The 17,834-nt window shown below is 69.0% G+C and carries 15 protein-coding genes; 7 read left to right on the forward strand and 8 right to left on the reverse strand.

Features of this window, described 5'->3' with window-relative positions:
* Positions 1-5: 5 nt before the first annotated feature.
* Together ABD255_RS34655 and ABD255_RS34660 are read right to left on the reverse strand one after the other, a co-directional pair.
* On the reverse strand, positions 6-1,271 hold the full coding sequence (locus ABD255_RS34655) for an extracellular solute-binding protein (RefSeq protein WP_344221005.1): 1,266 nt from the start codon (positions 1,269-1,271) through the stop codon (positions 6-8).
* Positions 1,268-2,542, reverse strand: coding sequence for a hypothetical protein (locus ABD255_RS34660; RefSeq protein WP_344221006.1), 1,275 nt, complete (start codon positions 2,540-2,542; stop codon positions 1,268-1,270). The genes ABD255_RS34655 and ABD255_RS34660 overlap by 4 nt, the downstream gene beginning before the upstream one ends.
* Before the next feature lie 105 nt (positions 2,543-2,647).
* On the opposite strand from ABD255_RS34660, the gene ABD255_RS34665 reads away from it, so the two are divergent.
* Both ABD255_RS34665 and ABD255_RS34670 read left to right on the forward strand, forming a co-directional pair.
* The gene (locus tag ABD255_RS34665; RefSeq protein ID WP_344221007.1) at positions 2,648-4,393 is read left to right on the forward strand and encodes a glycoside hydrolase family 36 protein; all 1,746 of its coding nucleotides are present in this window, start codon (positions 2,648-2,650) and stop codon (positions 4,391-4,393) included.
* Complete coding sequence (locus ABD255_RS34670; protein WP_344221008.1) at positions 4,394-5,419, forward strand: LacI family DNA-binding transcriptional regulator; 1,026 nt, start codon at positions 4,394-4,396, stop codon at positions 5,417-5,419.
* Here ABD255_RS34670 and ABD255_RS34675 read toward each other — a convergent pair.
* The gene (locus tag ABD255_RS34675) at positions 5,385-6,269 is read right to left on the reverse strand and encodes a LysR family transcriptional regulator (protein ID WP_344221009.1); all 885 of its coding nucleotides are present in this window, start codon (positions 6,267-6,269) and stop codon (positions 5,385-5,387) included. The genes ABD255_RS34670 and ABD255_RS34675 overlap by 35 nt on opposite strands.
* 69 nt (positions 6,270-6,338) lie before the next feature.
* Here ABD255_RS34675 and ABD255_RS34680 point away from each other — a divergent pair, with 69 nt between their 5' ends.
* Entirely contained in the window at positions 6,339-7,076 is a 738-nt protein-coding gene (locus ABD255_RS34680; protein WP_344221010.1) for an SDR family oxidoreductase, read from the forward strand.
* Here ABD255_RS34680 and ABD255_RS34685 read toward each other — a convergent pair.
* Entirely contained in the window at positions 7,042-8,262 is a 1,221-nt protein-coding gene (locus tag ABD255_RS34685) for an MFS transporter (RefSeq protein ID WP_344221012.1), read from the reverse strand. The two genes, ABD255_RS34680 and ABD255_RS34685, sit on opposite strands and share 35 nt — an antisense overlap.
* Positions 8,263-8,329: 67 nt before the next feature.
* On the opposite strand from ABD255_RS34685, the gene ABD255_RS34690 reads away from it, so the two are divergent.
* The 4 genes from ABD255_RS34690 to ABD255_RS34705 all read left to right on the forward strand — a co-directional run bounded on the left by ABD255_RS34690 (position 8,330) and on the right by ABD255_RS34705 (position 12,526).
* Positions 8,330-9,307: an ArsR/SmtB family transcription factor gene (locus tag ABD255_RS34690; RefSeq protein WP_344221013.1), complete on the forward strand. Its 978-nt coding sequence runs from the start codon at positions 8,330-8,332 to the stop codon at positions 9,305-9,307.
* A gap of 14 nt (positions 9,308-9,321) precedes the next feature.
* A complete protein-coding gene (locus ABD255_RS34695; RefSeq protein ID WP_344221014.1) occupies positions 9,322-9,993 on the forward strand; it encodes a hypothetical protein in 672 nt (223 codons plus the stop codon).
* 93 nt (positions 9,994-10,086) lie between these two features.
* A complete protein-coding gene (locus ABD255_RS34700) occupies positions 10,087-11,103 on the forward strand; it encodes an EamA family transporter (protein ID WP_344221015.1) in 1,017 nt (338 codons plus the stop codon).
* Complete coding sequence (locus ABD255_RS34705; RefSeq protein ID WP_344221016.1) at positions 11,051-12,526, forward strand: carboxylesterase/lipase family protein; 1,476 nt, start codon at positions 11,051-11,053, stop codon at positions 12,524-12,526. Before ABD255_RS34700 ends, ABD255_RS34705 begins: the two co-directional genes overlap by 53 nt.
* Here the strand turns inward: ABD255_RS34705 and ABD255_RS34710 are convergent.
* The 4 genes from ABD255_RS34710 to ABD255_RS34725 form a co-directional block, all read right to left on the reverse strand.
* Entirely contained in the window at positions 12,520-13,674 is a 1,155-nt protein-coding gene (locus tag ABD255_RS34710; protein WP_344221018.1) for an alanine--tRNA ligase-related protein, read from the reverse strand. The two genes, ABD255_RS34705 and ABD255_RS34710, sit on opposite strands and share 7 nt — an antisense overlap.
* Before the next feature lie 188 nt (positions 13,675-13,862).
* Entirely contained in the window at positions 13,863-14,984 is a 1,122-nt protein-coding gene (locus tag ABD255_RS34715) for a glycosyltransferase family 4 protein (RefSeq protein ID WP_344221019.1), read from the reverse strand.
* On the reverse strand, positions 14,981-16,225 hold the full coding sequence (locus tag ABD255_RS34720; protein ID WP_344221020.1) for a M48 family metallopeptidase: 1,245 nt from the start codon (positions 16,223-16,225) through the stop codon (positions 14,981-14,983). The genes ABD255_RS34715 and ABD255_RS34720 overlap by 4 nt, the downstream gene beginning before the upstream one ends.
* Entirely contained in the window at positions 16,218-17,705 is a 1,488-nt protein-coding gene (locus ABD255_RS34725; protein ID WP_344221021.1) for a gluzincin family metallopeptidase, read from the reverse strand. Before ABD255_RS34725 ends, ABD255_RS34720 begins: the two co-directional genes overlap by 8 nt.
* Between the last annotated feature and the right edge of the window lie 129 nt (positions 17,706-17,834).

Genomic DNA, 17,834 nt, shown 5'->3' on the forward strand with positions numbered 1-17,834 from the left:
CTACCTCACTGCTTCAGTGCGGCGGTGCACTTGTCGTTGAGCCCCGGCAGGATCTTCGCCACGTCCTCCTTGCCGCTGCCGAGCGGCGTGTAGCTGGTGATGCCCTTGTCCGCGTCGCCGGAGATCTGTGCCTCCCGCTTCACCGAGGGGCTCACCTCACCGGTCTTCAGCGCGGTGGTGAACGCCGCCAGGTTCCGTTCGGCCGGCAGCACCTTCTCCAGGGTCGAAGTGGACTCGGCGATGATCGGTACGCCGAGCGCCGTGTTCCCCTGGATCAACTGGTTCTGCGCGTCCGGGTTCGAACTGGCGAACTCGACGAACTTCTTCGCGTTCTCGAGCTTCTTGCCGGTCGCGTTCTTCGCGATCGCCAGCCCACCGACCTCCATCGGGAATCCCTTGCCCGGCACCGGCACCAGGGTCCAGTTCGGCTTGCTGATCTTGGCGAAGTCCGCGACGGTCCACGGGCCGAAGTCGCTGAAGGTGCCGAGCCGGCCGGCCGCGAACCACTGCGCCTGGTCCTGCCCCTCGATGTCGAGCGACGATGGCGCGTACTTGTCCTTCTGCAGGTCCACGATGTACTGCGCGGTCTTCAGCCCCTGCGCGTCGCCGAAGGTGCAGGCGGTCGCGTCCGCGTTGTAGAAGCCGCCACCGGCCGCGGTCAGCCAGCCCTTGAACCACAGGTTGCTGGTGCCGAAGACCCGGGTCTTGCCCTCACCGTGGGACAGCTTGGCCGCGATCGTCCGGAACTCCTCCAGCGTCAGCGGTGTCGTTGCGCTCGGCAACGGCAGCCCGGCGGCCTTGAACGCGTCCACGTTGATCGCCATCACCTTGGGCTTGGCGGTGAACGGCATCGCGTAGTACTTGCCGTCGAACTTCAGCGACTCGCTGATGTTCGGCTGGACGAACCTGCCCGGGTCGACCTGCTGCTCGGCGAAGCTCGGCGCGAAGCCGGCCAGGCTGGTGTTGCTGATCTCCATCACCGTCGACTGCGTGCCGGCCGCGATCGAGGTCTGCAGCTTCTGCTCGTAGTCGGACTGGATCCAGTTGGTGGTGACCTTGATGCCCGGGTTCGCCTGCTCGAAGGCGGCCGCGATCGCCTTGAGCGAGGCGGCCTCGGAGTTCGTTCCCCAGAAGGAGAAGGCGATATCACCGTTCTCGTCGCCGGCACCGCTGTTGGCGGCGGGTTGACTGCCGGTGGCGCATCCGGCGGCGAGCAGCAGGGCGGCCAAGCCCGCTCCGACAGGGAGGAGGCGGCGGTTGAAGAGCTTCATGAGAGGTCCTTCGTCTGAGGGCTGACCCGGACGCTGTCGCCGGGCTCAAGGGTTCTGGTGCCGGCTGATCCGACCGTCACCGTAAGCGGCCCCGGTCCGCCGTACAGGGTGATCTCGGTCGTCCGCCGTCCTTCTTGGGTGATGCCTAGGTCCCAGTCGCCGACCCGCACGTGGTCGGCCCGCAGCCAGCCGATCTCGGCCGGCAGATGGGAGTCGATGGTCAGGGACGCCGACGCGGCATCCGGCTCCAGCCCGAGCAGGCCGGCCACCAGGTGCTGGACGACGGTGAAGGAGACCTCCGGGTAGTCGTCCCGGCTGTCGATCAGGTGCCGCAGCCAGCGCCACCCCGACTGGTCCCGTCGGTGCCGGAAGAACACCTCCGGCAGATAGCTGAACGCCTCGATGTTGGGCGGCGGGCTCGACTCGAGGTGCTCCTCGATGAAATCGAGAAATCGTTCGTTGCGTTCGCCGGTCCCGCTCAGGCCGAGCATCGGGACGAACCAACTCGTCTCCAGCCCCCAACCGAAGTCGAGTTCGGAGTCCTTGGCCCGGCCGCGAGCGAAGCTTCCGCTCGCGTCGTCCCACCACGCCGCCAGGAATCGCTCCTGGATGACGCCGGCCGCCGTCCGGTACGAGTCGCCGTGCTGCCGGGCGACCGCGTTCAGGGCGGCGTAGTGCAGCGCCAGCCCGTCGGCCGCGACGGTCAACGGCCGCTCGGGGTGTTCGTTGTAGGTGGCGGTCCCGACGAAGATGTCGCCGGTGCCCGGAGCTTCGGGGACGCCGTCGCCGTCGCTGTCGTGCGCGGTGACGAAATCCTCGACCGAGCGCAGGTAGTAGGCCGCCAGATCAGGGTCGTCGATCCAGCGCCGGTCGCCGGTCCAGTCGTACTGGCCCAGCGCCCGGTAGGTCAGGTCGAACACCGCGGGGATCTCCCGGACGAAGTGCTCGTCGCCGTGGTAGTCGAGGTCGGCGATGGCGCCGTCGAAATGGAACGCCCAGAGCGGATACCACCGGCGCGCGGCGGTGGCCGAGCGGGCGAAGTGGCGAAACATCGCGAAGTTCTCCGCGTCCAGACCGAGCAGATGCGCGCCGACGGCCTGGTGGCAGACGTCGCGCGAGTAGAACATCGGCCGGGACGGATAACCCGCCCAGTACGACGGCAGATGGCCCGGCGCCGCGTCGGTCTGAACCCAGGCCAGGGCACGTTTCCGGGCCCAAACGAAGGCATCCTCGACGTAGCCGAGGTCTGACGTGACGGACAGATCAGACACCTGAGCACTCTTCCGGCAGAAGGGATATTAGCGCTAAAACTAGGCATCTCGAGGACATCCGTCAATATCTTCTGGGGTATCGATTTTACCGCTATAGTCAGCGCCATGCCCGCATTTCACTTCGAGGTCCGCTCCCCCGACGGGGCGATCTGCCGCACCGGCACGGTGTCGGCCGGCGCCACCGTCACCGAGGTCGAGACCGGCGATCCCGGCGTGCTGATCTTCGAGATCACCGCGGTGGGGCCGGTGCGGATCCGCTGGACCTGGCCGGTCGATTCGGCCGTCACGCTGTGGCGGGCGACCCAGGGTTCACACCGTGAGCTGCCGACCGACTGGGGCTCGCATCGCGACATCAGGTCGGTCCGGTCGGCTCCGGTCGCCTCGTTCGTCACCGCGGACGACCTGAGTCCTTGCACGATCTCGCTCTCCTCCGCGGTGCGCGGCTGCGACTTCGCGATCGGCGTCAACGAGGAGAGCGCGGAGCAGTTGATCCAACTGGCCGTGGACGACGTCGAGCCGACCGATGGCGAGCACCGCTTCACCCTGCGGATCGACCTCCGCGGCCTGCATTTCGCTGACGCTCTGCGCGGGGTGACGGATGCCTGGACCGCAGAGCTCGGCGACCGGATCACGCCGGTGCCAGAGCTGGCTCGCCAGGCGATGTATTCGACCTGGTACTCCGACCACCAGCACGTCTCGGCGGAGTCAGTAGAGCACCACGCCCGCGTCAGCGCGCCGTACGGGTGTAAGGCGGTGATCGTCGACGACGGCTGGCAGACGGCGGACACTGCTCGCGGGTACGCGCATTGTGGTGACTGGGAGCCGACCAGCAGCACGTTCCCCGACATGACCGAGCACGTACGCCGGGTCCACGAGCTCGGCCTGGACTACGTGCTGTGGATCGCGCCGCCGTTGATCGGCGCGCACTCGAAGGCGTGGGACCGGTTCAAGGACCGCACGCTCGGCTACGTCGACGGCCTCAGCGCGTCGGTCCTGGATCCGCGCTATCCCGAGGTCCGCGAGCACATAATCGAGTGCTGCGTCCGGCCGGTCCGGGACTGGGGCGTCGACGGGCTCAAGATCGACTTCATCGACTCGTGGGCCGGGCAGGACGCACCGCCCGCGCCGTACGGCGACTGCGAGACGGTCGACGAAGGCGTCGAGCTGATCCTCGAGGCCGTCACGGCCGAGCTCAGGCGGCTGCGGCCCAGTCTGCTGATCGAGTTCCGGCAGGACTACGTGAACCCGCGGCTGTGGCGGTTCGGCACCTTCCTGCGGGCGGGCGACTGCCCGATGGACGCGGTGGAGAACAGGGTGCGGACGATCGACAGCCGCTTGCTCGCGGGTGATCGCGCCGTCCACTCGGACATGCTGATGTGGCATCCGTCCGCCACCAAGGAAGCCGTCGCCCAGCAGTTCATCGGGGTCCTGTTCAGCACACCGCAGGTGTCCGTCGAGCTCGCGAGCCTGCCCGCCGAGCACGACCGGGTGGTGCGGTTCTGGCTTGGGTTGATGAAGGACCACGCGGACACGCTGCTGCACGGAGTACTGCGGCCGTCGCGGCCGGACGCGCGATACACGCAGGTGACCGCCGTCGGCGAGAAGACCACCGTGGTGGCCGTTTTCTCCAACCCTGTGGTGCGTTTGAGCGATCCACGCGAGGTGGCGCTGCTGGTAAACGGTGGCAGCGCGCCGGGCTTGCTGGTGGAAGGTGCGGGTACTGGACCCGTTCAGCTCGTAGTGTCTGACTGCGCAGGCGCCGAGTTGTCCCGGACGACGACCACACCGCCCGCCGGGCTGTGGGCGGTCGACGTACCGGTCGGTGGGGTGGCACGGATCGAGAGGGGCTGAATGGCAGTCGAGAAGAAGCGACCGGTACGCCGGACGACCGTGGCCGACGTGGCCCGGCTGGCCGGGGTCTCGGCGATGACCGTGTCGAACGTGCTGAACGCGCCGCACCGGGTCAGCGAGCCGACGGTCCGCACCGTACAGGCCGCGATCGACGAACTCGGCTACACGCCGAGCCACGCGGCCCGGGCGTTGTCGTCCGGCCGGAGCCAGGTCATCGGGCTGCCGCTCTACCTCGAGGACGACACGTTCGCCGACCAGAACCCCGGGCTGGGCGGCTTCCTGCACGGCTTGCTCGGCGGATTGGTGAAGGCCGCCGCGGTCTCCGGCTACGGCGTGCACGTGACCACGCCGACCGAGGGCGCAACCGAGATCGCCCTGTACGAGAAGCTGATCGCGGCCCGGCAGGTGGACGCGATCGTCGTCCTGGAGACGATGCCGCGCGATCCCCGGATCGAGTTCCTCAGCAACCGCGGCTTCCCGTTCGTCGCCTTCGGCCGGACCGGGCCGGCCCAGCGGCAGTGCTGGGTCGACGTCGACAACGAGGTGTCGATGGCGGCGATCGCGCGGCACGCCCGCTCGACCGGCCGGACCCGCGCCGCCTATCTCGCGACCGACAGCGGCCTGCCCTGGGTGCATCAGCGGCAGGAGGGTTTCCTGCGCGAGTTCACCTCACCGCACGCGGTCCAGTCGTTCAGCGACCTCGACGCTGTTGTCGCCTACGTGGAAAACGCTCTGGACCGTTCCGACCGGCCGGATCTCTTCGTCGCCGACAACGACGCCTTCGCGGTGGTGGCGATGCGGACTCTGCAGCGGCGCGGTGTGAAGGTGGGGCAGGACATCGCCGTGACCGGCTTCAACGACTTCCCGTTCGCCAGCATGCTGGACACCCCGCTGACGACCGCGCGCATTCCGCTGCGCGACATCGCCGGCTGCCTGTTCGACCGCGCCCTGCACGAGATCAACGGCGATCCGGATCAGCCGGGCCGCCTCGTCACAGCTCCCCTGGTCGTCCGCGCCAGCGCTTAGCGCCTGCCACGAACCTGACGATCCACGGCGATCGGTTGTCCGGTCGCCAAACCACCATCAGCTCGTACGGCGAAGCGTCGGGCACGGGCACGAAGACCACGTCGGGCCGCTGGTTCCGGCGCGCCAGCGAGGTCGGCAGCAGCGCCACGGCCTGGCCGAGCGCGACCACCTCGAGCAACTGCGAGGTGTCCTCGACGACCGGGCCCGCGGTCACCCGGTCGGGATGCCCCAACCAGTAGTCGCGATCGGAATCGCCGGCCCCGGACCACCGCGGCGCCGGCCAGTCGAGCAGATCCGCCGTGCTCAGCACCTCGCGCCCGGCCAGTTCGTGGCCGACCGGCAAGGCCGCCATCCGCGGCTCGCTGACCAGATGCTCCGAGGCCAACCCACCCGCTCTGTACGGCGAACCGAGAATCGCCACGTCCGCACGGCCCGAGCGGACGAACTCGACCTGCTCGCCGAAACCGCTCACCACGACCCGGATCTCGGGTGCCTCCGCCTCGGCCCGGAAGTCCGCGACGACCCGCTGCAGGAGATCGGTGGCGACGCCGGGTTTCGCGGTCACCACCAAGCTCGCGGGATGAGCCGCGCGCCGCGTGCGCAGTACGGCGGAGTCCAGCGCGTCCAGGACCAGGGCGGACTCCTTGAGGAAGGTCTCGCCGGCCTCGGTCAGCGCGATCCGCTGGTCGGTGCGGTCGAAGAGGTCGACGCCGAGCCGCCGCTCGAGCTGCCGCATCGCGCGCGACAGCGGCGGCTGGGCGATCCCCAGCCGTTCGGCGGCCCGGGTGATGTTCAGATCCTCGGCCACCGCACGGAAGTACCGCAGTTCACGGATCTCGGGTTCGGCCATACCGCCAGGGTATGCCCGGGTACCTGATCGGTCTTTTTCTTCCGGCGCCGCGGCGGGTGGACTGAAGACATGACCAAAGACATCGCACTGGTAACCGGTGGGAACAAGGGACTCGGACGCGAGATCGTCCGGCAGTTGGCCACCGAGGGACTGACCGTCCATCTCGGTGCCCGTGACAACGAACTCGGCCGGGCGGCCCAGCGGGAACTGGCGGCCGAAGGACTGGACGTCCGATTCGTCCAGCTCGACGTGACCGACGACGCCTCGGTGGAGGCCGCGGCCAAGTCGATCGAAGCGGAGAACGGCAGGCTGGACGTGCTCGTCAACAACGCGGGAATCATGATCGAGTGGGACACGGCCGCGGCGGACGTGACCGTCGACCAACTCCGCCAGGTGTACGACGTGAACGTCTTCGGCGTCGCCCGGGTGACCCGCGCGTTCATCCCGTTGCTGCGCAGGTCGGCGAACGGCCGGATCGTCAACCTGTCCAGCGGTCTCGGCTCGATCAGCATGCTCAGCGACCCGGAGAACCCGATCTCGCAGCGCGGGTTCCTCGCCTACAGTTCGTCCAAGGCCGCGCTCAACGCCCTCACCGTGCTCTACGCCAACGCCCTGCGCGCTGACGGCATCAAGGTCAACGCCGCCAACCCCGGCCTCGTCCCGACCGACCTGAACGTCCGAGCCAACGTCGACCGCGGCACCCGTACTCCGGCCGAGGGTGTCCAGGCACCTGTCGAACTGGCACTCCGCCCGACGACGACCGGCGCCTTTGTCAGCAGCGGCTCGGCTGTTCCACTTCCCTGGTAAGAGCTCGGCGCGCGAGCACCAGCGTGACGACGGTGCCGACGACGCCTGCGAGGGTGATGGTCAGGCCCGGCCGGATGAAGGTGCCGAGGGCGCCGGCGAGCGCGATGCTGACGCCCTGAATCGCCATCAACCCGCTGGTCTGGACAGTGAACAGCCTCCCCCGGTACGCCGGGTCGGCAGCGCCGAGGATCAACGGATCGATGCCCTGGTTGAACGCGTAGCCACTCCCCGAGATCGCCAGCAACACCGCGGCGACGGCGATCCCGGGAGTGGCCACGAACGCGATCGCGGGAAGCTGGCTCAGCAGGATCAGCGGGATGACGAGCCGTCGCCGGGTGGAAGGCTTCAGCCGGGCGGCGGCGATCTCGCCCAGCACGGTGCCGACGGAGTACCCGGTGAACAGGGCGCCGGCCGCGGTCGCTGCCGCGCCGGTCTCGGTGGTGTAGGCGACGGCGAGACCGTCGGGCATGGACGAGAACGCGGGCACCACCCAGGACAACAGAATCAGCCGACGCAGTCGGACGTTGCCGAGCAGGTACTTCAGCCCGCTGATGGACTCGCGCACCGTGCTGCCGGTGGTCCCGGTGGCAGGCGTGTACGGCGTACCGAAGCCGATCAGCGCGGCCGAAGCGAGGAAGGTCGCCACGTCGAGGCTGAGCAACCAGGCCGGGCCGATCGCCGCGACCGCGACGGCACCGAGCGCGAACCCGGTCAGCACCGTCACCTGACCGATTGCCCTGAGCAAGGATCGGCCGATCGGGAAGAGTTCGGCGTCGAGCAACTGGGCCAGGCTGGCGGCCCGAGCACCGGCGAAGATCGGCGCGACGATCCCGGTCAGCAGCAACAGGCCGAGCAGAGCACCCACTCCGAGACCGGGAATCAGCATCAGCGCGATGCAGGCCGCGCTGATCAGGTCGCAGCAGACCAGCACCCGGCGGGCCGGAAAACGGTCCGAGATCGAGGAGAGCGCGATCCCGCCGACGGCGTACGGCAGGAAGGAACAGACCAGAACCAGGGCCGACAGCAACGGCGAGCCGGTCCGCTCGAAGACCAGGATCGACAACGCCACTTGGGCCGCTACCGTGCCGATCATCGAGACGGCATGCGCGATGAAGACGGCACGCAAGCCCGGGACGCGGAGCACGGAGCGGTAGCCGACAGCTGTGCCGGCACGAGAAGTGGTCACGAGATCGAGACTGGGACAGCGCGCCCGACTGGGATAGATTTTCGGTTGTGGCCGAAAGTCCGCGGGCATGACCGTCCTTCGCTTCACCCAGGCCGACGCCCTGCGGTGCCGGTTCGGCACGTCGCCGCTGTGGGAGACGATGTCGGCGGTGCGGGTGCTGCACGGGCATCATCACCGGCCGCTCTACTCCCCGTGGATAGCCACCAAGGCTGAGCGTGCGGCCGATCTCGACCTCCGCCTGCTCCGGGCCGTCCAGCCGCGCGCCGGGTTCACGCCGGACTTCCTGACCCCGCCGCCCAGGGCGTCCCGGGCGAGGTTCGCGACCGAGATCGCCCGGGTTCGGGGTACGCCCCTGGATCGGGTGCGCGCCGAGTTGATCCGCTCGCGGGACGAGTTGAACAATCCGGGCGCGGCCGAGATCAATGGCATGCTGGCGGATCCGGCCGGAGCGCGGGAGCGGTTGGCCGACGAGATCGAGGCCGCGTGGGCGGCGCTGATCGAGCCGGACTGGTCGATGATCAGCCGCGTTCTCGACGACGACATCGCCCATCGTGGCGAGCAACTCACCTCCGGCGGGCTGGCGGAGTTGTTCGACGATCTGCACCCGACCCTCACCTGGGAAGACGATCGACTGGTCGCGTCGCGCAGTCGCGGGGAAGATCGTGAACTGACCGGAGAGGGGCTGCTGCTCGTCCCAGGAGTCTTCGCCTGGCCCTTTCTCGTGATGGTGGTCGACCCCAGCTACCAACCGACCTTGGTCTACCCGGCCCGGGGAGCAGCGCGGCTCTGGTCGGACGCGCCGCCGCCGCCCGATCCGCTGGCGCGGTTGCTCGGCCGGACCCGGGCGACGTTGCTGGTCGCCCTCGATCCACCCGCCACCACGAGCGCCCTCGCAGCGCAGTACGGGCTGGCGTTGGCGACGGTGGCGGAGCATCTGGCCGCGTTGCACGGAGCGGGGCTGGTCACGCGGCGGCGGACGGGTCATCAGGTGCATTATCGGCGGCCCGAGGTCGGGCAAGCCGTCGTCGATGCCTCCATCGGGTGAGTGAGAATGCACGAGTGAGCAAGGTTCCGAAGGCAGCCGCGGCCAGCAACCGCCACACCCGCCGCTGGCCGGCCTCGCTGGCAGTGGTCGCGGCGCTCGGGCTGCAACTGGCGATACCGCCGCAGATCCTGGACGCGCCCCGCTGGATCATGCCCGCGTGCGGCGCCGCGCTGCTGGTGCCGCTGGTCTGGACGAACCCGTTCCACCTGCGCCGCGACGAGGCCTGGTTGCGGTGGATCGAACTGGCGCTACTGGCCGTGCTGGTCGGGATCAACGCGGTCTACCTGGCCGGGATGATCGGGGTACTGACCGCCGGCGACACCGGCGACGGCAAGGTGCTGGTGAAGGCCGCGCTGCTGATCTGGGTGACGAACGTGGTCGCCTTCGCCGTCTGGTACTGGGAGATCGACCGCGGCGGGCCGTTCGCGCGAATGCCCGAGCACGACCACGAGGAGGAGCGACCGGACCTGCTCTTCCCGCAGATGACGGCCGACATCCCCGGCTGGGAGCGCTGGTTGCCGGGCTTCACCGACTACCTGTTCGTCGCCTTCACCGCGGCAACCGCCTTCAGCCCGACCGACACGATGCCGCTCACAGCGCGGGTGAAGACCCTGATGGCGATCCAGTCGGCGATCTCGCTGCTGACCATCGCCGTAGTCGCCGCGCGCGCGGTCAACGTCCTGTAGGGAAACGGCCCCGACGTCCGTACGGCAATATCCCTATCGACGCCACTGTAATGAGTGTGCGAGGGTTATGCCCATGTACAGGTGGGAGCTGTGATGCAGAGCCAGGACGCCGCGCGGACCAAGTCCATCGGACTCGGATTCGCGCTGTTCTCCGCGATCACGTTCGGTGGGTCGGGACCGTTCGCGAAGGCGTTGATCGGTGCCGGGCTGTCGCCCCAGCAGGCGGCCTGGATCCGGATCCTGGGTGCGGCCGCGCTGCTCGTTCCGCTCGTACTGATCTTCCGGGGCAGCGCCGGTCTGCGCGCCGCCCGGGCCTCCTGGCCGCAGTTGGTGCTCTACGGGCTGACCGGGATCGCCGGTTGCCAGACACTCTTCTTCATCGCCGCCAGCCGGCTGCCGGTGGGCGTGGCGATCCTGCTCGAGTTCTCCGGCCCGGTGCTCGTGGTGGCCTGGCTCAAGTTCGGTCGGAAGGTGGCCGTGCCGAAGTCGGCCGCGCTCGGCGTCGGGATCGCCCTGATCGGACTCGCGACCGTGGTCGAGATCTGGGCCGGCCTGCAACTGGACCTGGTCGGCCTGCTGGCCGGGCTCGGCGCCGCTGCCTGCCAGGCGACGTACTTCATCCTGATCGACAAGCTGACCGGGGTCGCCGACCCGCTGGTGATGACGGCGGCCGGCAGTGTGGTCGGCGCGGTGGTGCTGACCGCGATCTCGTCGCCGTGGACGGTTCCGTGGAACGCGCTGACCGACACCATCGCGATCGGTGACCGGTCGGCGCCGGGCTGGGTGTTCGCGGCCTGGCTGATCGTGGTCAGCACCGTGGTCGCGTACCTTGCCGGCGCCGCCGCGGTCCAGCGGCTGTCCGCGGCGATCGGCGGCGCGGTCGCGTACGTCGAGGTGGTGGCGGCGAGCCTGTTCGCCTGGTTGCTGCTGAACGAGACCCTCAGCACCAACCAGATCATCGGCGGCGCCATCGTGCTGCTCGGCGCCTTCGTCGCCCAGTCGTCGGTCGGCAAGGTCGTGCCGCCGGAGGTTCCACCGCCGGGGGATGATGGCGAGCATGGAATCCATCGCGGTGACGTCGTCGGGGCAGCTCCGGGGCAGGACCACTGAAGGGATCACCGCCTATCTGGGCATCCCGTACGCCGCGGACCCGGTCGGACCGGCCGCGTTCGAGGCACCGCGTCCCGCTGCCGGCTGGGACGGAGTGCGGGACGCGACCTCGCTCGGAGCCACCGCGCCGCAACCGCCGTACGAGCCTCCGTACGACGTACTGCTGACGAACCCGACCATCCCGGGCGCCGGCTACCTGAACCTCAACGTCTGGACGCCTGGTGGATCAGGCCTGCCAGTGCTCGTCTGGCTGCACGGCGGCGCGTTCCGCAACGGGTCGAACGCGGCCCCGGCGTACGACGGGACGGCGTTCGCACGGGACGGGGTGGTCCTGGTCAGCGTCAACTACCGGCTCGGGGTGCAGGGATTCGGTGTCGTCTCCGACGGGCCGAGCAACCGCGGCCTGCTCGATCAACTCGCCGCGCTGCAGTGGGTTCAGGAGAACATCGCGGGGTTCGGCGGTGATCCTGACCAGGTGACCATCGCCGGGCAGTCGGCCGGTGGGATGAGTGTCGCCACGTTGATGTCCATCCCCGCCGCGCACGGGTTGTTCCAGCGGGCGATCGTGCAGAGCGGGACGGCGCAGGCCACCGCGCTGGCTTCCGACGGAGCACTGATCACGGGCGAAGTTGCCAAGCGGTTGGGTGTTCCGTCGACGGCGGCCGGTCTCGGGTCGGTCAGCGTCGAGGATCTGCTGGCGATCCAGCGGGTGGTGTCGTTGGAGTTGCGGCAGAACCCCGATCCGGTCCGGTGGGGGCCGACCACCGTCGCTGCCGGCGGTGGAATCATGCCGTTCTTCCCGGTGATCGACGACTCGCTGATCCACGAACGGCCGATCGACGCCATCACCGCGGGTGCGGCTCGCGGTGTCGAGTTGCTGGCCGGCGTCACGACGGACGAGTTCCGGCTGTTCTCGATTCCTTCCGGACTGGCGGCGTCCATCGTGCCGGAGGTGCTGCCGATGCTGCTGCGGCGGCAGGGCATCGATCCGACGATCGCTGAGTACTACGCCGCGCAGCGCCCGGGCCAGTCACCCGGTGAGGTACTCGGCGCGATCACGGGCGACGGGTTCTTCACCTGGCCCACGATCCACCTCGCCGAGGCGCAACGCGCGCACGCGGCGACGTACCGGTACGAGTTCGCCTGGCAGTCGCCGATGCCCGGGCTCGGGGCGTGCCACTCGCTGGAGTTGCCGTTCGTCTTCGACACGCTGGCAACGGCTCGGTCGCCGCTCTTCGGGACGGAGTCGCCGCAGGAACTGGCCGATCGGGTGCACGCCGCGTGGGTGAGCTTCGTGACCATGGGAAGCCCGGGCTGGCCGCGGTACGACGCGACCGCCCGGCCCGTGATGGTCTTCGATCACCCGGATTCCCTGGTCGTGGAGAACCCGCGTGGCGCCGAGCTCGCGGTCTGGAGTCAGTGAAGTAGCGACACGACCAACTCCTTCGGCAGGCCGTGGGTTTCGTGCAGGTACTCGAAGTCCGTCTCGTCCAGGGTCTTCTGGAAGCGTTCGTGGCCGAGGATCCGGCGGCCGCGCTCGAGCAGGTTGCTGAACCGGATCTCCTCGTCGATCAGCATCCGGCGGACCAGGGTGAGGACCTCGCCCTGGTGGAAGTGCTCGCTGGTGTGCTCGAACAACTCCATCGGCAGGTCCGACAGCGTCCTGGTGTCGTCGCTGCGCCACAGGATGGTCAGCACCCGGCGGATCAGCCGGCGCAGCACGTAGCCGCGCCCGGTGTTCGACGGGTGCACGCCGTCGCCGATGATCACCATGCTCGACCGGAGGTGGTCGATGACGATCCGCTCGTCCTCCTCGTCGAGCTTCCACAACTCCGGCACGATCCGCGTCCACGGCTCGAACAACTCGGTCTCGTACACCGAGGTCTTGCCCTCCAACAGCATCGACAGCCGCTCCAGGCCGAGCCCGGTGTCGATGTTCTGCTGCTGCAGGGGTTCGAGCGAGCCGTCCTCGAGGCGGCGGTACCGCATCATCACGTGGTTCCACACCTCGACCCAGCGGTCGTCCGTGGTCGGTGTCCCCTCCGGTGATCCTTCGCCGGTCCACAGGAAGATCTCCGAGTCCGGTCCGCAGGGTCCGGTCGGGCCGTTCGACCACCAGTTGTCGTCGGTGGTCAGCTCGATCGGAACGCCGAGCGACTGCCAGGTGCGCAGCGACTCCTGGTCCTGCTCGATCTGGTCGTCGCCGCCGAACACGGTCACGTACATCCGTCTGGGGTCGATCCCGAACCCGTCGGTGAGCAACTCGTAGCCCCAGCGCAGGGTCTGCTCGCTGCCGTAGTCGCCGAGCGACCACGAACCGAGCATCTCGAACACGGTCAGATGGGTCGGATCACCGACTTCGTCCAGATCGGTGGTGCGCAGACATCGCTGGACGCCGACCAGTCTGCGACCCAGCGGATGTGGTTCGCCTTCCAGATAAGGCGTCAGCGGATGCATGCCCGAGGTGGTGAACAGCACCGGGTCGCCGGGCCGGGGAATCAGCGAGGATCCCGTGGTCGGGATGTGGCCGCGGGATGTGAAGAAGTCGATGAAGTTCCGGTCGATGCTCATGGGAGTGGTCCTTTTCTGGAGATGACCGGAAAGGGACCGCGGGCCGGGACAACAGAAAACCGGCGGACCGTTTCCGGTCGCCGGTTGGGGTGAAGAAGATGTCAGGCAGCGGCAGCCGGAGAGCGGGAAGCTCGTACGGCTGCTGCAAGTCGGGACATCTGATGCATGGCGTCAACAGTACATGATCGTCAGCGGACGTCCAGCAACTGCCGGAGCAGCTCACCCGACCGCGCCCAGGTCCACTCGTCCCGGACCCACGCTCGGCCCGCCTCGCCCATCGCTCGCGCCCTGGCCGGATCCGTCAGCAGTTCCGTCAGTCGTACCGCCGTCGCGACCGGGTTGTAGGGATCGACCAGATAACCGGTCTCGCCGTGCCGCACGGTGTCCGCCGCTCCGCCGGAATCGCCCACGACGACCGGCTTCCCGGTCGCGGACGCCTCCAGCGTGACGATGCCGAGCGCCTCCGGCTCGAGGCCGAAACGCCTTGTCCTGCAGGGCATCGCGAACACGTCGGCCGCATCGAGGTACGGCGGGATGTCGGCCCACGGCACCGAACCGGTGAACCGTACGGCGTGCGCCACACCCGTCCGCCGGGCGAGTTCCTCGAGCCGGTCCCGGTCGGGTCCACCTCCGACGATCAGCAGGACCGCCTCGGGGACCTCGGCGCGAACTCTCGGCCAGCCCTGGATCAGCGTGTCCTGTCCCTTGCGCGCGACCAACCGCGACACACAGGCGACCACCGGGACGCCTTCGAGCCCGAGCCCTTTACGCACCTGCTCTCCCCCGCTTTCCGGGAAGAACCGCTTGGTGTCGACTCCTGGGGTCAGCCGCCGCATTCGGTCGGCCGCCGGTCGGGAAAGGGCCGGCGCGATCTGTGCCGCACACCAGGTGGAGACGCTTGTCATCGTGTCAGCCGCATCACCGATCCGGCGCAGCGCCTGTCGTGCTCCCGGCGTCCCGGCCCACCAGGTCTCGTGCCCGTGCGTGAGCGCCACGATCCGCCTCGCCCCGGCCTTCCGCAGCGCGGGCCCCATCAGTCCGAGCGGGGCAGCCGCACCGAAGAGGACCCGGTCAGCGCCGTACTCCCGCATCACCCGTACTGCGGACCGAGTGACCCGCGGCGTCGGCAACAGCATCGCGGTACGGTCTCGCACTACCGGAAACGACAAGCCTTCGTCGTACTGCGTATCGCCCGGCGTCCGGCTGGTCAGCACCACCAGGTCGGGCAGTTCGTCGCACAGCGACCGCACGAACGTCTCGATCCCGCCTTGGCGTGGCGGGAAGTCGTTGGTGACGACGAGGACGGTCATTTCTGGACCAGTGGTGGAATCGTCTGGCCCTGCTCCGTCGCCCAGGCCCGGCCCATCGCGATCCGCTCGGGCGGCGTCGGATGGCTCGCGAACAGCCAGTACCGCCAGCGGCTGGGCTCGAGGCCGGAGATGTTCCGAACCGAGAGTTGGTGCTGCATGTCGATGAAGTCGCCCGGCTCCTTCGTCAGTTGCAGCGAGTGGTAGTCGGCCCGCGCCTCGATCCTGCGGCTGACCAGATTCTGCACCGGCGAGGCGAGGAACGTCCCGGCCACGATCAGCGCCAGCAGGAAGGCGGTCCGGCGCGGATCGGCCATCCGGGCCCCGAGCAACAGCTTCAGCAGCACGACGGCGAAGGCGGCGCCGAGGGCGCCGATCAGCGTGCCGTGCAGGACGTCGTCCTCGGCGGCATGGCCGAGCTCGTGCGCGACCACCAGCCTGACCTGGGCCGGCGGCGCGTCGTTCAGCAGCGTGTCGTAGACGACCAGCCGCCGGGTCGAACCGAAACCGGAGACATACGCGTTCAAGGTCGTGGTCCGCTTGGACGCGTCCGCGACCAGCACGTCCTTGACCGGTACGCCGTCCTCCTCGGCGAGCTGGATGAACTCGGTGCGCTGCGGGCCCGGCGCCATCGAGGTGAACTCGTTGAACCGCGGCTCCACCAGCACCGGATAACCGAACGAGACGCCGAGCACCAGCACCGGACCGGCGATTGCCGCAGGCACCCACCACCAGGTCTTCCAGCGTTTGGCCAGCGCGATCAGCCCGACGCTGATCGCGATCAAGGCGATTGCCACCAGCAACCAGTTGACCAGCCGGTCCCGCAGCCACAGCGGCCAGGCTTCGGTGGACAACCCGTACTTCCGGGTCACCCGCTCGGCCATGATGTCCGTCGGCATGGTGATCACGCTCGCGATCAGGCCGAGGATGAGCACGAGCACCGGCACAGCGAAGTACCAGCGGCGCAGCTTGAGTACGTCGTACAGGCGGCGGCCGAGAGGGCTGAAGCCGATCGCCAGCGGCACCAGCAGCGACAGCACCCACGACGTCGTCGACCAGGGCAGCAGCTCCTCGCGGAACTGCTGCTGGCGCTCGATCTCAGCGGTGGTGAAGTCGATCGCCGGATTCGGCTCCGGCAGGTCGATCAGATGCCAGGGCGTGGTCGTCACGATGACGATCACCAGGGCGGCGGCAAGCAGCACAGCAGCGCCCGCGGGCGCCCACTTGGCGGCTCGCTCAGACACCGGCCAGCCTCTTGAGGTACTTTTGCCAGTCGGCCGTGAACTCCTGCTCGGTGGTGCCGAGCACGGTGCGGAAGGCGTCGGCCAGTCCGGTCGGGCTCTTCGACGCGTGCACGGCCCGGTAGAACTTCACCAGCTTGCTCTGCCCCTCCCGCTCGGCGATCAACCGGCAGGCCAGCCAGCCCGACTCGTACGCGACGGGCAGGTCCGCCGACGACGCGGCGAACGCTTCCGGCGCGGGCAGCGCCTTCGGCACCTTGCCCGCTCGGATCGCCTTGAACAGTTCCTTGGCCGCCGACTCGTCCTGCACGGACACGGCGGTGAAGGCGACGTAGTCGGCGAACCCCTCGGCCAGCCACAACGGCACCGGCGAAGCGGTCGCGGTCGAGGCGACGTGCGTGGTCTCGTGGGTCAGCACGATCCGGCGGCCCTGCTTGCCGAGCTCGTCGAACAGCTTCGGGTTCGCCACGATCCGGGTCGGCGCGCCCGCCTGCGGCGTGTCCAACTCGGCCATCGTGACCGCGGCGATCTGGGTGTAGGCGTTCGGCTGGGCCCCGAGCACCGCCTCCATCTGGGCCTGCTTGGCCGGCAGGTAGATGACGGCCTTCTGCTTCCAGTTCTTGCCCCAGACCTTGGTCACCGACTCGACCGCGCGATCGGTGACGGTCGCGTAGTCGTCCGCGTCGGCCTGCGAGTCGAGGCTGATCACCAGGCTGTGCTCGCCCTTGGCGACCTCGATCCCACCCAGCGACCAGATCGGCCGGCGCTGACCGGCCACGAACCGCTCGGAGAAGGACGCGGCGTAGGTCTCACCGTCGCGGGTCACGAACGTGACCGGCAGTGTCTCCCGGGCGGGCTTCAGGTCGTACCCGGTGATCTGCCAGGACACCTCGACCTGGGCCAGCCAGGCCTCGGTGCCGCCCAACTCGGTCTGCCGGTCCGGGGTCAACGCCGCGGGGTCGTCGCTGACGTAGCGCATCCGGAAGGTGGCCAACGGCAACTTGCCGAGGTTGGAGTAGACGGTCCGGGCCTGCTCGTCGAACGCCTTCGCCTGCGGATCGAGCGTGCCCAGGAAGGTGGCGCGGCTCTCGTTCTCGATCGCCTCGGCCATCTTGTCGAGCACCGCCTGCCCGGCCGCGTTGCGGCGTACGCCGTCGGCGACGTCGTCGGGGGTCTGCGAGGTGGTCTCGGAGGGCTGCGTGGTGTTGCCGGCGGCCCCTGGGTCGGCAGGCGCGTCGGCGAGTTGGCGCAGCCCGGCGAATCCGGCCGCGCCGACCACGCAGACCGCCACGCCGAGCGCGACCTTCTTGACTATCGGGCCGTGGCTGGACAGGAACGACCCGGCCGCCTCGAGCATCGGCGGCCGCTTGATCCCGTCCACGGCGTGCTGGGCCGGGATCTGGATCGTGGTCTGCTCGGACGGCGAGACCCGGTCCGCGGCGTCGTCGCCCCGGCGCAGCGTGTCGCCCTGTTCGTCGATCACCTCGGCCCCTCGCTGCTCACCTGCCCCAGTCAGGGGAGTTACTTTAGGTGCTCCTCAGACAGTGAAGCACTTGGTGGGTGAAACGACTCGGCTCCGGGGTGCTGTCCCCGGAGCCGAAGGTCATGCCTG

It is taken from the genome of Kribbella sancticallisti, assembly GCF_039530625.1.
GTDB lineage: Bacteria > Actinomycetota > Actinomycetes > Propionibacteriales > Kribbellaceae > Kribbella > Kribbella sancticallisti.

Bases quoted from the DNA above. Each gene is read 5' to 3' on its own strand.
- ABD255_RS34715 (WP_344221019.1), bottom strand. From the start codon at position 14,984: ATGACCGTCCTCGTCGTCACCAACGACTTCCCGCCACGCCAAGGCGGG.
- ABD255_RS34690 (WP_344221013.1), top strand. From the start codon at position 8,330: ATGACCGTCCTTCGCTTCACCCAGGCCGACGCCCTGCGGTGCCGGTTC.
- ABD255_RS34670 (WP_344221008.1), top strand. From the start codon at position 4,394: ATGGCAGTCGAGAAGAAGCGACCGGTACGCCGGACGACCGTGGCCGAC.
- ABD255_RS34665 (WP_344221007.1), top strand. From the start codon at position 2,648: ATGCCCGCATTTCACTTCGAGGTCCGCTCCCCCGACGGGGCGATCTGC.
- ABD255_RS34710 (WP_344221018.1), bottom strand. From the start codon at position 13,674: ATGAGCATCGACCGGAACTTCATCGACTTCTTCACATCCCGCGGCCAC.
- ABD255_RS34655 (WP_344221005.1), bottom strand. From the start codon at position 1,271: ATGAAGCTCTTCAACCGCCGCCTCCTCCCTGTCGGAGCGGGCTTGGCC.
- ABD255_RS34680 (WP_344221010.1), top strand. From the start codon at position 6,339: ATGACCAAAGACATCGCACTGGTAACCGGTGGGAACAAGGGACTCGGA.
- ABD255_RS34700 (WP_344221015.1), top strand. From the start codon at position 10,087: ATGCAGAGCCAGGACGCCGCGCGGACCAAGTCCATCGGACTCGGATTC.
- ABD255_RS34675 (WP_344221009.1), bottom strand. From the start codon at position 6,269: ATGGCCGAACCCGAGATCCGTGAACTGCGGTACTTCCGTGCGGTGGCC.
- ABD255_RS34705 (WP_344221016.1), top strand. From the start codon at position 11,051: ATGGAATCCATCGCGGTGACGTCGTCGGGGCAGCTCCGGGGCAGGACC.